Source organism: Aquabacter sp. (assembly GCF_965279295.1).
GTDB lineage: Bacteria > Pseudomonadota > Alphaproteobacteria > Rhizobiales > Xanthobacteraceae > Aquabacter.
This window is the reverse complement of sequence record NZ_CBDIHQ010000017.1, coordinates 491,038-503,855: the sequence shown is the minus strand read 5'-3', so window position 1 is coordinate 503,855 and position 12,818 is coordinate 491,038. Positions and strand designations below refer to the sequence as shown.

Annotated in this window: 12 protein-coding genes; 7 read left to right on the top strand and 5 right to left on the bottom strand. The window is 64.9% G+C overall.

Annotation, left to right across the window (positions count from 1 at the left end; translation table 11 throughout):
• Positions 1-8 precede the first annotated feature (8 nt).
• Positions 9-1,232 (bottom strand): CaiB/BaiF CoA transferase family protein, encoded by a 1,224-nt coding sequence (locus tag ADADO0_RS16925; protein ID WP_511306355.1) that lies wholly within the window; start codon positions 1,230-1,232, stop codon positions 9-11.
• Positions 1,233-1,537: 305 nt separating this feature from the next.
• On the opposite strand from ADADO0_RS16925, the gene ADADO0_RS16920 reads away from it, so the two are divergent.
• From ADADO0_RS16920 to ADADO0_RS16900, 5 genes are read left to right on the top strand one after another with little or no spacing between them, the layout of a single operon-like run.
• Positions 1,538-2,503 (top strand): Bug family tripartite tricarboxylate transporter substrate binding protein, encoded by a 966-nt coding sequence (locus ADADO0_RS16920; protein WP_511306354.1) that lies wholly within the window; start codon positions 1,538-1,540, stop codon positions 2,501-2,503.
• A 35-nt stretch (positions 2,504-2,538) separates the two neighbouring features.
• On the top strand, positions 2,539-3,228 hold the full coding sequence (locus ADADO0_RS16915; RefSeq protein WP_511306353.1) for a hypothetical protein: 690 nt from the start codon (positions 2,539-2,541) through the stop codon (positions 3,226-3,228).
• 34 nt (positions 3,229-3,262) lie between these two features.
• Positions 3,263-4,315 carry an SDR family oxidoreductase gene (locus ADADO0_RS16910; RefSeq protein ID WP_511306351.1) on the top strand — a complete coding sequence of 351 codons (1,053 nt, stop codon included), beginning with the start codon at positions 3,263-3,265 and terminating at the stop codon, positions 4,313-4,315.
• Positions 4,316-4,336: 21 nt separating this feature from the next.
• Positions 4,337-4,906 carry a hypothetical protein gene (locus tag ADADO0_RS16905; protein WP_511306350.1) on the top strand — a complete coding sequence of 190 codons (570 nt, stop codon included), beginning with the start codon at positions 4,337-4,339 and terminating at the stop codon, positions 4,904-4,906.
• 26 nt (positions 4,907-4,932) lie between these two features.
• Positions 4,933-5,904 carry a tripartite tricarboxylate transporter substrate binding protein gene (locus ADADO0_RS16900; protein ID WP_511306349.1) on the top strand — a complete coding sequence of 324 codons (972 nt, stop codon included), beginning with the start codon at positions 4,933-4,935 and terminating at the stop codon, positions 5,902-5,904.
• An 82-nt stretch (positions 5,905-5,986) separates the two neighbouring features.
• Here ADADO0_RS16900 and ADADO0_RS16895 read toward each other — a convergent pair whose 3' ends face one another.
• Both ADADO0_RS16895 and ADADO0_RS16890 read right to left on the bottom strand, forming a co-directional pair.
• On the bottom strand, positions 5,987-6,223 hold the full coding sequence (locus tag ADADO0_RS16895) for a hypothetical protein (RefSeq protein ID WP_511306348.1): 237 nt from the start codon (positions 6,221-6,223) through the stop codon (positions 5,987-5,989).
• A 23-nt stretch (positions 6,224-6,246) separates the two neighbouring features.
• Positions 6,247-7,809, bottom strand: coding sequence for an FAD-dependent oxidoreductase (locus ADADO0_RS16890; protein ID WP_511306346.1), 1,563 nt, complete (start codon positions 7,807-7,809; stop codon positions 6,247-6,249).
• Positions 7,810-8,200: 391 nt separating this feature from the next.
• Here ADADO0_RS16890 and ADADO0_RS16885 point away from each other — a divergent pair, with 391 nt between their 5' ends.
• Complete coding sequence (locus tag ADADO0_RS16885; RefSeq protein WP_511306345.1) at positions 8,201-9,604, top strand: FAD-dependent oxidoreductase; 1,404 nt, start codon at positions 8,201-8,203, stop codon at positions 9,602-9,604.
• 72 nt (positions 9,605-9,676) lie between these two features.
• Here ADADO0_RS16885 and ADADO0_RS16880 read toward each other — a convergent pair whose 3' ends face one another.
• Together ADADO0_RS16880 and ADADO0_RS16875 are read right to left on the bottom strand one after the other, a co-directional pair.
• Positions 9,677-10,021 carry a hypothetical protein gene (locus tag ADADO0_RS16880; RefSeq protein WP_511306344.1) on the bottom strand — a complete coding sequence of 115 codons (345 nt, stop codon included), beginning with the start codon at positions 10,019-10,021 and terminating at the stop codon, positions 9,677-9,679.
• Between the two features lie 56 nt (positions 10,022-10,077).
• Complete coding sequence (locus tag ADADO0_RS16875; RefSeq protein ID WP_511306343.1) at positions 10,078-11,724, bottom strand: sigma-54 interaction domain-containing protein; 1,647 nt, start codon at positions 11,722-11,724, stop codon at positions 10,078-10,080.
• Positions 11,725-12,037: 313 nt separating this feature from the next.
• Here ADADO0_RS16875 and ADADO0_RS16870 point away from each other — a divergent pair, with 313 nt between their 5' ends.
• Positions 12,038-12,817: an enoyl-CoA hydratase-related protein gene (locus ADADO0_RS16870; RefSeq protein WP_511306342.1), complete on the top strand. Its 780-nt coding sequence runs from the start codon at positions 12,038-12,040 to the stop codon at positions 12,815-12,817.
• Position 12,818 lies beyond the last annotated feature (1 nt).

Here is a 12,818-nt window from a genome sequence, read left to right as displayed (position 1 = left end):
ATGCGCCGTCAGATGGCGCCCGCAGCGCGCAGCCCGGCAATGCGGTCGTCGTCATAGGCCAGGATATCGCGCATGATTTGCTCGGTGTGCTCGCCAAGGCGGGGCGGCGGGGCGGAACCGATTGGCGCAACCCCATCCACTTTGATGCCGAGGCCAACCTGCGGCAGCGCCTCGCCCTCGCGGTCCATCTCGTAGAAGGTGGAGCGGGCGTGGAAATGGGGGTCCTGCACCACCTCGTCCACGCGGTAGATCGGGCCGGCGGGCACCTTGCTGGCGCCGAAAATTTTCAGCCACTCAGCACGCGGCCGGGTGTGCAGTTCCTGCTGGATCATGGCAACAATTTCCTCGCGATGCGCACGGCGGTCCGCATTGCTGGAGAAGCGCGGATCCTTCGCAATGCCCGGCTGGCCGAATGCATCCCACAGGCGGTTCCAGATCGCATCGTTCCCCACGCCCAGCGTCATCGGCAGGTCGGCGGTGTCGAAGGTCTGATAGATCGCGATCACGCTGTCCTTGCCGCCGGAGCGACGCGGGATTTCGCCGGAGCCCATGTAGGTGACGATGCGGGGCGACATGAAGCGGATCATGCTCTCGGTGAGCGAGATGTCCACCGCACACCCCACCCCGGTGGTGTTGCGCTTGTGGAGCGCCGCCAACACCGCCATGGCGGCATCCGAGCCGGCCAGCATGTCGGCGGCCGGAGAGCCGACCTTCTGCGGCTCGGTGTCCATCGTGCCCGTCAGGTCCATGACGCCGCTATAGCCCTCGGCGATCAGATCATAGCAAGGCAAACCGGAATTGGGGCCGGAAAGTCCGAAGCCTGTCAGCGACACATGGATCAGCCGCGGACGGTCCGCGCGCACCGCGTGGGCATCGAGGCCGAGCTTGCGCTGGACGTTCCCAAGCTGGTTGGTAACAACCACGTCCGCCTTGTCGAGAAGATCGGAAAGAACTGTCTTTCCCTCGGTGGAGGCATAGTCGAGCCGTATGCTCTGCTTGTTGCGATTGACGCTCAGAAACCAGAGCGACTCCCCATGCAGAAAGGGCGGACCCCATTGGCGGGCATCGTCCCCGCCGAGCCGCTCCACCTTGACCACGTCCGCTCCGAAATCAGAGAGCAGCATCGTGGCATAGGGGCCTGCGATGGATGTGGTGAGATCCACCACCCTCACGCCCGAAAGCATCTTGAAGGGCGCGCTGGCCGGTTCGATTGAAAGGTCCACCGAGTTCATGTGTTCACCACTGTTCCGGTGGATGTTCAGCAAGGCGCATGCCAGCCCTTGGGGAAGGGCCATGCGGGCGCAAACGCGGCGGCAGCTCGCCCATTGTCGTGTCCACGGGGCGGACAGACGTGTCGGTCGTGGCGACAACCAAATGACGTTACGGCGCCCGAAACGTCTCTGCGCCAACGCGAAGACCGGCGCCTGAAGGCACCGCGGCGCTGGCACGACCCTTGCGGAACCCTGACCAGCGCCGCGTAGGCGTAGAAGGACAACGCCCTGCCAGCAGAAGACTGGCGGCGGCAAGGGAGAGGAACATGCGGTTTATACGTTTCGCCGCGAGTCTTGCGCTCGCCACACTGATGCTGCCGGGTGCCGCTCCGGCGCAGACCTACCCCAGCAAAGCCATCGACCTCATCGTGCCGTTCGCGCCCGGCGGCTCCACGAGCCTGACGGCGCGCGCGGTTGCCCAGTCGCTGGAGGAATTGTGGAAGGTGCCGGTGCGCGTCGTCGCGAAACCGGGCGGCAACACCGTCCCCGCCGTCGAGGAGGTCATGCGCTCCCCGGCGGATGGTTACACCCTGCTGGCGGATTCCCCGGCATCGTCGTCGATGCTGGAAGTGGTGGTGAAGAATCCGCCCATGCCGGTGATGGACCGCAGCTTCGTCGGCATGGTGGCGCAGACCCCGATGATCTTCGTGGTGCCGGCGGACTCGCCCTTCAAGACGATGAAGGAGGCCATCGACCGCCTGAAGAGTGATCCGACCACCTTTACCTGGACCTCACTGGGCGGCGCGGGCGCGCAGGACTACACCTTCCGCCAACTCTTCAAGGCGGTGGGCGTCGACATCAAGCGCACCCGGCCGGTCGCCTCCAAGGGCGGGGCAGAGGCCGTAACCATGACGGCCGGCGGGCATGTCATGCTGGGCGCCGGCTCCTGGAGCGCGGTGTCGCCGATGTTGCAGGCCGGCAAGCTGCGCGTGCTCGCCGTGGCGTCCGACGTTCGTTTCCCGCCGCTGCCGGAATCACCCACCCTGGGTGAACTCGGCTATCCCTCCGTGCAGATCCTGTTCTGGTTCGCCGTTTCCGGTCCGCCGAACCTGCCGGCCGATGTCATCAAGGTCTGGACCGAGGGCCTCGCCACCATCTCCAAGGACCCGAAATTCCAGCAGGCGCTGACCAATATCGGCATGGTGCCCTATCTCCATGACGCCGCGAAATTCCGCACCTTCGTCTCGGACGAGAAGAAGACCGTAGAGATGCTCTGGGCCGTCGGCCCATGAGCGATCGTCTGAGCGATCGTCCCGCGGACAGCGTCGTGGCGCATGAACCTCGCACCGCAAAAGCGGTGCTGTTCACCTGGACCGACATCGCCCCTGAGGAAGAGGCGGGGTTCAACGACTGGTACAATCGCGAACACATGCGCGACCGCATTCTGGCTTTGCCCGGCTTCATCCGGGGACGGCGCTATGAGAATGCGGGAGAGGATGGGCCCAAGTACCTCGCCTTCTACGAGGCGTGGGACACCGGCGTATTCCAGTCGCCCGCTTATGTCGGGATGGTGAGCGAGCCCGACCCGGCAAGCCGCCACTACATTCTGCGGTTCAAGAACGTGATCCGGACCATCGCCCGGGTCGTGCAGGATTTCGGCGAGGCAGAGGGGGCGTGCCTTGCGGCAATCCCGCTCTCGCCCGCGCCCGGACGAGAGGAAGCCCTGCGACAGGAACTCACCTCCTCCGTCATTCCGGCGCTGCTGAAGACACCCGGTATCGTCGCGGCGCGGATCATCGCGCGCGACGACAGCCTTGCCATGAAGTCCACCGGCGGACATGTGCGCCAGGGCGACCGTCGCCTCGAATGGGGTCTGTTCGTTGAGGCCACCCACATGGAGCCCTTGCGCGCCGCCGTGGAGGCCGCATGCGCCAAGCCACCCCTCGCGGGCGTGAGCACGGCGCCGCTGGACCGGCCCGCTTATCTGCGGCTGCTGTACCGCGTGTCGCCGGCCTGACCAGACGGGCAAATTCAGACAAGGACGATTGGGAATGACGACAAAGCTCGCGGTAATCGCTGGCGCGACGGGCGTGATCGGACGGGGCCTTGCGGACGAACTCGCAGGACGGCCGGACTGGGACGTGGTGGCTTTGGCCCGCAAGAAGGTGGACGTGCCGGGGGTGCGCTTCATCCCTGTGGACCTGACCGACGCCGATGACTGCCGGACCAAGCTGATCGGCCTTCAGGACGCGACGCACATCTTCTATGCCGGCCGCTTCGACCATGTGGCGGGCCAGCCGGAGCCGGTGGAGAAGAACCTCTCCATGCTCCGCAACTTGGTGGAGCCAGTGGAGGCGCAGGCGCCAAACCTTGCCCATGTGCATCTGGTGCATGGCACGAAATGGTACGGCTCCGACCTCGGGCCGTTCACCACGCCTGCCCGGGAAGAAGACCCGCGCAGCATGCGCACCACATTCTACTACGCCCAGCAGGACTATATCGCCGCGCACCAACGCGGAAAGAACTGGACCTGGACTGCGACACGCCCCCACGGCATCTGCCATGCCGTGCCTGACGCGCCGAGAAACCTTGTTCTGGTGATTGCCGCCTATGCACTGATCTGCCGGGAGATGGGGCTGCCGCTGTCGTTCCCGGGCACGGAAGCCAACTACCACGCGCTCTATCAGTGCACCTCGTCCGACCTCCTGGTGGAGTCCATCCTCTGGATGGCGCAGACGCCGGGATGCGCCAACGAGGCTTTCAACATCACCAATGGCGACTACATCCGATGGGAACGCCTGTGGCCGGCGTTCGCGCGCCATTTCGGCATGGAGGTCGGGCCGGTGCGCACTGTCAGGCTTGCCACCGCCATGGCGGACAAGGCTCCGGTGTGGGAGGCGATCGTGCGCAAGCATGGCCTGAAATCCACCCCTTTCGACCAGCTCGCCTTGTGGTCGTACGGCGACTTCGTTCTCACCCCCCATTGGGACATCATGTCCGACACGGGGAAGGCGCGGCAGGCTGGCTTCGCGCGCCAGGTTCGGACGCAGGACGAATTCATCCGATATTTCAATCATTTCACAAAGGCCGGCGTGCTCCCCTAGGAGCCGCCGGGAGGACGCGACATGGTTTCTTCGCAAAACGCGCTAGGTCTTGGCCTCGCTATTTATGAGGCTCCGCCCCCCGCTTTGATTCCGCCCGAAGGCCGAACACGGCAGGTGTGGAAGGGCGCACGGACCGACCGCGACACACGGGGAATGCAGGCCGGGGCCGCCTTCTGGATCACGCTCGACGAAGGTCAGGCGGATATCGTGCCGTCGGCTCCGGGCGCGCCGATCTTGACCTGGGATCTGGTCCAGCTCGTTCCCGGAGACCGCCCTTCGCCGGACGCCGGCGGGCTGGTGCTGACGTCCATGGACGTGGACCCCGCCGTCGAGGAAGAGTTCAACGAGTGGTACACGACCGAGCACATTCCGCTGCTCTCGCAGGTGCCAGGAATGGTCGCGGCGCGGCGCTTCAAAGCGCGAAGCACGACCGGCGGAGCGCCCCGCTACATGGCGCTCTACCATGTGAGCGATGTCTCGATTTACGCGCTCGATGCCTGGACCACGGCGAACTTCACGCCCTGGATGTTGCGCATGCGGCGGTTCCAGAACAACCGCACCTATTTCATGTTCGATCAAAGAGAACAGTGAACAAAAAAGCGAAAAGGAAACGCCGCATGCCAATTTCAGCCAGAGGACTACTCGCGGCCTTCGCAGGCCTCGCTCTTTCCGTGGTCGCGACGGGCGCCGTTGCACAAATGGGACCACCGCTGCGCATCATCGTGCCCTTCCCGGCGGGCAGCGGCACCGACGTCGTGGCTCGCCTTCTCGCCGGTGAACTTCAGCCCAAGCTCAATCAGCCCGTTGTGGTGCTCAACCAGTCGGGCGGCGGCGGCATCTCGGCCACAAATATGACGGCGAAGGCTGATCCGGATGGCAACACCATCTTCCTCACCACCTCGGCCCACGCCATTTTGCCGAAGGTGAAGAAGGATCTTCCCTTCGACATCGTCAACGACTTCGCGCCCGTCATGCTGGTGTGCGCCGGGCCGCTGGTGCTTACGGTGGCGGCTGAGTTCCCGGCCAAGAACCTCCAGGACATGATCGCCCTCGCCAAGGCCAAGCCGGGTCAGATCGACTATGCGTCCTCGGGCATCGGCACCGCCCCGCATCTCGCCATGGAGTTCCTGAACGCCAAGGCGGGCATCAAGATGTCCCACGTCCCCTATCGAGGGGGCGCACCCGCAATCGCCGACGTGGCAGCGGGCAACGTGCCCATGTATTTCGGCGCGCCCTCGTCGGGCCAGCCGTTCATAGCCACAGGCAAGGTGCGGGCGATCGCCATATCGAGCGCGACGCGCCCGACCTTCATGCCCAACATTCCGACCGTCCAGGAACAGGGCATCGCCGATTTCAATGTGGAGCTTTGGTACGGCATCCTCGCGCCGGCCAAGACCCCGAAGGCGCGCATCGACCAGCTTCAGAAGGATATCACCGAAATCCTCGCCAAGCCGAATGTTCGCGAGACCATGTTGAGCCTCGGCTTCGAGCCGCGTCCTTCGACGCCAGCTGAGTTCGCAGCTTATCTGAACCGTGAGATCAAACTGTGGAGCGAGGTGGCCGATATCTCGGGCATGAAGCCGGAATAGCGAGCGCCCCCAGATCAGTTGCTGTCGAATTTGATGGCGCCAGGACCGGTTTCCGGTCCTGGCGCCATCCGCGTTTGAGGGCTTAGCGGGGGATCATCGTGTCGGAGATCACGCGCGCCATTTCCACATAGGTCATCAGGAACAGCAGCAGGATCGGCGCAACCACCACGCCGGCAACCAGCAACAGAACCGATCCGCCCGTGGCCACGGCAGCGATGCCGCCCAGCACCGGCAAAGCGGCGATCAGAAGCGCCAGCCACTTGCCGTGCTTCACCAGAAAGCCGAGGGCGGGATAGGTGGGAATGTCCGGCATATCCATCTGAAAAATCCTTTTGGCAAACGTCAGAGAGCCGGTGCCGCTTCGGGCAGGTCATCGGTCGTGACGTGATAGGCAGCGTTGCGCGCTGCGATGCGCCCTGAGGTGAAAACCCAGCCGAGATGGTGACCGTGACCTTCCAGCAGAACGCCGCCCATTCCGGTCAAGCCGGCCGCGTAGAGACCCGGGATCGGCTTGTCCTCGGCACCCAGGACCTGGAGATTGTGGTCCACGGCGAGGCCGCCGTCGGTGAAGTTGATGTAATAGCGCACCGGGCCGAGGGCGACATAGGGTCCTTCCTTCAGAACCGGCCGCCCCGGCTGCGGATGGCTCTGCCGTTCGGCGTTCAGCTTGCCGAGGGTGGCTTCGAGGGCGGCGGCGGGAACGCCGATCTTGGCGGCAAGGCCGGCCAGGGTTGGCGCCTCGTTGAAGATGTCCTTCCGGTTCCGACGGTAGTCCGCCATGGAGGCATACGAGAAGCCGGAGGCGGTCGAGACGTAATAGGGATAGCCCGAGAACTTCCGCGCCAGCGCCCCGTCGAGGAGGATGAAGGCCTTCTGGTCCGGCTGGGCCGCCATCTCGGCGGCGGAGTCGCGGGTCTCCTCGGTGAAGCGCTCGCCCTTGGCGTTCACCAAAATCGCGCCTTCGTGGAACATCTTGTAGGAGGGCACCAGCACGGTGGTGAGAAAGCCGGTGATGAGCTTGTTCGTCAGCACCCCCGGCATGGTTTCCAGCGCCCAGCGCATGAAGCGCGTGATGGGACGATAAGGCGGGATGCGGCTGTACCATTTGGGCGGCGGCGCGGGGAAGCGCAGGCCCGACAGGTGCAGATGTTCGTTGATGATGCGCCCGCCCAGCGCCTCCACCATGCGGTGTCCGTCGCCGGTATTGTACGGATTGACCGGGGTCACCCCAGCCATCGCCGGGGCAAGGTGGCGCGCCCGGCGCTGCCCGTTTGCGCTGTAGTCGCCGCAGGACAGCACGACACCGCCGCGCGCGCGGAACGCCGTGGCCGTGCCGCCGACCATGGCGATGACACCGACTGCGCGCCCGCCCTCAATGATCAGTTCCTCGACCGGCGCGGAGGTGCGGATGTCCACCCCGATCTTCCGCGCATATCGCCCGAGATGGAACGGATAGGCCCGGGAATCGGGGATGACGTTGTGCATGCGCTTTTTCTTGTGCGGCAGCTCCACCATCGGGCCGAAAAATTCCAGGCCCATGGATTCCAGCCAGCGGAAGGTCTCCGGCACATTCTCCACCAGCATCCGGGCGAACACGGGGTTGCCCGGCAGGTTGAGCTTCTCGTTGAAGGCGCCAAGGTCCCGCAGGTGGTCCTCAGGGCAATCCTTGATCCCCTTGCGGATCTGGTGCGAGGTGTTGGTGGCGGCGATGGAGCCGATCGAGCGGCCGGTGGTGCCGCCGATCTTCTCGGCTTTTTCCAGGAGCAGCGTGGAGCGTCCGAGGCTGCGTGCCTCGATGGCGGCGGCCAGGCCGGCCCCGCCCGCGCCCACCACGATCACGTCATAGGCTTCGCCCTGCGCCTGGCGCGCGCCGCTTGCCGGTCGTGCCGCATTCACCGCGTCCATCCGCTTCTCTCCCTGCCGCGGGTGGAGACCGTTCACCCGCCATCCATCACCGGCACGCGTGCGCCCAGGATGGCTTGATTATTCCCCTCCCCCGCGCATGCGGGAGAACAGAAACAGGGGAACGATGGGATCGCCCGGAGGGGATCGCCGCCCGTCATTCTTTCGGTGCGTGCTTCGCAAGGCCCATGCCATACCCACCACGCTCCGCCACGCATGGGCATCCGCCATAGGCTGTCCTCCGGGCGGACACTTTCCGCCCGCCTCTGGCCGCTTCGAGGACAACACTTGTGCCCGCGCGATGGTGCGCCCCCCTGGCATGGATGGTGCACCGGAGCCTGAGATAGACTAGGCCCGCCAATGCGGGGAACAACAACAAGACGGGACCAACGGGATGGAACGCAGTGTGGATCTGGCGGTGATCGGCGGTGGCATGGCGGGCATGGTCGCCGCCGTGCATGGCGCCGAGCTTGGCCTGTCGGTCGTTGTGCTGGAAAAGGGCGCCACGGATCGCTACCCCTGCAACGCCCGCATGTCCGGTGGCATCATCCACATCGGCTATCACGACGGGAAGGAGGGTGGCGCGGAACTCACGGCCGTCCTGAAAGAGCGCCGGCCGGACATCTCGCCGGCTCTGGCGGATGTGCTTGGCGCCGGATGCCCGATCTTTGTCGATTGGCTGCGCGCGCATGGCGCCCGCTTCGTGCGACCGGGACCTGCCTGGCAGAACTGGACCCTGGCGCCGCCGCGCGCGCTCTCCGCCGGGATCGACTTCGTCGGGCGCGGTCCGGACATCCTGCTGCGCAGCCTTGGTCAGCGCCTCACCCAGCTTGGCGGCGCGCTGCTTCTGGAAACCCGCGCCACGCGCCTCAGGATCGAGGACGGAAAGGTGGTGGGCGTAGAAGCCGAAGGCCCCGGCGGCTTGGTGACGATCACGGCCAAGGCAACGATCATCTGCGACGGCGGATTCTCCGCCTCCCTGGACAGCGTTCGCGAACACATCTGCGCGTTGCCCGAAAAGGTGAAGCAGCGCGGCGCCGCCAGCGCCATGGGCGACGGCTTGCGCATGGCGGTTGATGCCGGCGCGGCGGTCTCGGAGCTTGCCCCCTTCTACGGGCATCTGCTTTCGCGCGACGCCATGAACAATGACAAGCTCTGGCCTTACCCGGAAGTGGATGCGGTTTCCCAGGCTGCCATACTGGTGGGCGCGGATGGTCGACGCTTCGTCGATGAGGGCAATGCCGGCGTCTATCTCGCGAACGCGGTGGCGCGCCGGCCGGACCCGCTTTCCACGGTCCTGATCTTCGACCAGAAGGTTTGGGACACGGCAGGCCGCATCGCACGCATCCCGCCCAACCCGCTGCTGGCGAAGGCGGGCGCGACGATACATCGTGCTGATACGATCGAAGGGCTCGCCGCCCAGGCCGGCCTTCCCCCAGATGCCCTCGCCGATACCATCTCCCGCTATAATGCGGCAGCAGCAGCCGGGGCGCAGTCGCAGGCTTTGCTCGATCCGCCCCGCACCGCCGGAGCCTATGGCGCGGCAGCGCTGAATAACGGGCCGCTCTACGCCATGCCGCTGTGCGCCGGCATCACCTACACCATGGGCGGGCTTGTGATCGATACTGAGGCGCGCGTTCTGAACGGAGATGGCGCGCCCATTCCCGGCCTCTACGCCGCCGGTAGTTCAACAGGCGGAATCGAAGGCGGGGAGCACGCGGTCTATCAGGGCGGGCTGGCAAAAGCCGGCGTGTTCGGCATGCGGGCCGCGGAGCATGTGGCCAAGGCCCGGGCGTGAACGCGCGGACCTCAGACAGGGCTTGATCATCGCGTCCCCCCGGATCAGTCGAGGGGATCGCGAAAACCGGCGTCAGCCTTCCGTGGAGGCTGGCGCCTCGTCCGATGTCCCGGACAATTCGCGGAACATCCCATGTCGCCGCACCTTCAGGTGCGGCCGGATCTTCTCCGCCCAGCCGCTCTTAACGGACGCTTCCTTCCACTCGGCGGACTTGGGCACTTCCGGTCCGTCCACCTCGTAGAAAGCCAGATATTCCGGCATCTCGCTGTCGGCCCATTCCAGTTTGAAGCGGCGGCATGAACGCACCCCCGGCACGCGCAGAAGGTTTGGCACATAGCCTTCTTCGTATAGCTCGTTGAAGGCCGCCTCCAATTCCTGCGGGATCGACAGGTGGGCGAGGTAGACATAGCTGCTCACGAAACACTCCCTAGGTTGTTTTATCTCGACATCAGCAAGGGGCGTACCAAGTGCCCCTAGGCGCGCACGCCTTCGTCGAGAAGCTTGTAGAGATATGAGCGCGAGATCCCGAGTTCCTCGGCCACGCGCTTCTTATTGCCCTTGTGGCGCACCAATGCCTCGCGCACCAATTCCGCTTCCACGCGGCCAAGATTGGCCTTCAGGGAATCGCCGCCCCGGCGAAGCGCCCGCTCCTCCGGCGGCACGGCTGTTGGCGGCTGCATGTCACTGTGGCCAGTAAAGGTGTCGGCCGAGATGACGCCGTTCTCCGCGAACACGAAGGCGCGTTCCACCTCATGGCGCAACTGGCGGATGTTCCCCGGCCACGCCTGTTCCATCAGATAGGAGAGCGCGCTCTCCTCCAATTCCGGCATCGGATAGCTGTGGCGTGCGGACACCTCCTTGAGGAAGTGCTCCGCCAGCTGCGGAATGTCGTCGATGCGCCGGCGCAGCGGCGGGACCTCGATGGAGATGGGTGAGATGCGGTAGAACAGGTCGAGCCGGAACTGACCCTGGGTCACAAGTTCCTGGAGGTTGCGGTTGGTGGCCGTGACCAGTCGGAAGTCCACCTGATAGGGCCGGTCGCCGCCGATGCGCTCGACCATGTGGTCCTGGAGCACGCGCAGAAGCTTGGCCTGTACCTCCATGGGCATGTCGCCGATCTCGTCCAGAAAGATCGTGCCGCCCGCAGCCTGCTCAAACTTGCCTTTGCGGCCCTTGCGATCGGCGCCGGTGAAGGCGCCGGGCTCGTAGCCGAACAGCTCCGATTCCACCAGGGTGGCCGGCAGCGCCGCGGCATTCACCATCACATGCGCGGCGTCGCGGCGCGGGCTCAGGCGATGCAGGGCGTGCGCGACCAATTCCTTGCCGGTGCCGCTTTCGCCATAGATCAGAACCGGAATGCTCAGCGGCGCGATCTTCGTAAGTTCGCTCCTGAGGCGCTGCATCGCGGGGCTGTCCCCGATCAATTCATCAAGGCCATAGCTGCGGGTGCGCAGTGCCGCCGCCTCCCGCTTGTAGAAGCGCACCTCGCTTTCCAGCACGTTGACGCGGTTATTGAGCGCCTCCACCTGCTGTGGCCCCTTGAACATCATGCGCCCCACGGCGCCGATGACCTGCCCGTTGCGACGGATGGGCACGCGCGAGACTACGCGGCTGGAACCGCGCATCTGCTGGATTTCCCCCACCTCCGGCGTCCCGGTGGCAACGATCTTGTCGAGCCGTGTGTTCTCGATCACCTCGCGCACCGGCCGCCCGTTGGCCTCGCCGCGCGTGAGCCCGAAGAAGCGTTCGTGGACCGGGGAGAGATAGGCGACCCGCGCCTCACCATCCACGACCGTCATGGCGTCGAACGGGTCGGTGAGGAGGTGCTCCAATATGTCGTAGGCGAAATCCACCGACCCCAGGAATTCCAGCACCGCCTGGCCCGAGACCGGGGAGAACACCACCAGTTCCGTGTCCTTCAACGGGGTCACCAGGACGGAATAGGATTTGCGGTCAAGAGTGAATGCTTGGAGCCGATGGGCACGGGCGCTCGCCATCCAGGCCTTGTCGGCAAACAAAGAGCGGACCCGCTGATCCGCCGCAAGACCGGTGCAGAATGAAAGGGTTCCATCCGCCTTGATAACGGCCAAGCCTTCGATGACGCCGCGGGTGGCATCCATAAGCGTCACTCCCAATTTTATGTCTTTGTTGGCGACACTGTACGCGCCTGCGTGTTGCAATCAAAGACAACGGAGGTTGTAGCGTCCTTTTTCAGGTCACAATTCTTTCGAGGCTCTCTTGAGACGCTTGGCTTCGGTCCACAAAATCATCCATGGCATGCACATTGCTCTGTGAAGGAAAGACCGCAGAAGTGTCTTCGCTCCCGCTTCGGGAGACGGCGCGCCGCAGGCGAAGTTGCATAGACCGTGCCGCGTGGATCGCGTGGCGACACTTGAACAGGCCGGGCAACGGCCGATGACCAGGAGACGCCCGTTGGGTTACGAAACCATCCTTTATTCAGAAGACGGCCCCATCGGCACGATCACGCTGAACCGCCCCGACAACGGCAACATGTTCAACGTGACCATGTGCCACGAAATCCGCGACTGCATCGAAGCGGTGCGGCGCGAGACGCGCACGCGGGTTCTGGTCATCACCGGGGCGGGCGACAAATTCTTCTGCATCGGAGGCCAGAAGGACGGCATGGAGGATACGACCCTCTATGCCGGCACCCTGCCGACGCTTGAGATGTATGAGGCCATCGACCGCCTCCAGAAGCCTGTGGTCGCCAGTGTCAACGGCTTCGCCGTGGGCGGCGGCAACGTGCTTCAGGTGGTCTGCGACCTCACTATCGCCAAGGAAAGCGCGGTGTTCCGGCAGGTCGGCCCGATGATGGGCTCGTTCGATGCCGGCTATGGCACCTGGTATCTGGAGGATCTCGTCGGCAAGAAGCGGGCGAAGGACATCTGGTATCGCAACCCGCGCATCAGCGCCCAGGAAGCCCTCGCCATGGGCATGATCAATAAGGTCGTACCGGACGAGAAGCTGCAGGAAGAAACGCGCACCTTCGCCATGGAGATCGCGGAGCGCGGCCCGTTCGCGCTGGCCTCCATCAAGGGCGCCTTCAACGCCCGCCACGGCGGCGTTTCCGGCCTCGCCCGCGTCGCCCACGACCTGCTGCTTCGCTCCTATCTGGAGAGCGAGGAGAGCAACGAGATGTCCGAAAGCTTCAAGGGCAAGCGCAAGCCGGACCCGTCCAAGTTCGGGAGGTAAG

Bases quoted from the DNA above. Each gene is read 5' to 3' on its own strand.
- ADADO0_RS16895 (WP_511306348.1), bottom strand. From the start codon at position 6,223: ATGGATATGCCGGACATTCCCACCTATCCCGCCCTCGGCTTTCTGGTG.
- ADADO0_RS16905 (WP_511306350.1), top strand. From the start codon at position 4,337: ATGGTTTCTTCGCAAAACGCGCTAGGTCTTGGCCTCGCTATTTATGAG.
- ADADO0_RS16890 (WP_511306346.1), bottom strand. From the start codon at position 7,809: ATGGACGCGGTGAATGCGGCACGACCGGCAAGCGGCGCGCGCCAGGCG.
- ADADO0_RS16875 (WP_511306343.1), bottom strand. From the start codon at position 11,724: ATGGATGCCACCCGCGGCGTCATCGAAGGCTTGGCCGTTATCAAGGCG.
- ADADO0_RS16885 (WP_511306345.1), top strand. From the start codon at position 8,201: ATGGAACGCAGTGTGGATCTGGCGGTGATCGGCGGTGGCATGGCGGGC.
- ADADO0_RS16900 (WP_511306349.1), top strand. From the start codon at position 4,933: ATGCCAATTTCAGCCAGAGGACTACTCGCGGCCTTCGCAGGCCTCGCT.
- ADADO0_RS16925 (WP_511306355.1), bottom strand. From the start codon at position 1,232: ATGAACTCGGTGGACCTTTCAATCGAACCGGCCAGCGCGCCCTTCAAG.
- ADADO0_RS16910 (WP_511306351.1), top strand. From the start codon at position 3,263: ATGACGACAAAGCTCGCGGTAATCGCTGGCGCGACGGGCGTGATCGGA.
- ADADO0_RS16920 (WP_511306354.1), top strand. From the start codon at position 1,538: ATGCGGTTTATACGTTTCGCCGCGAGTCTTGCGCTCGCCACACTGATG.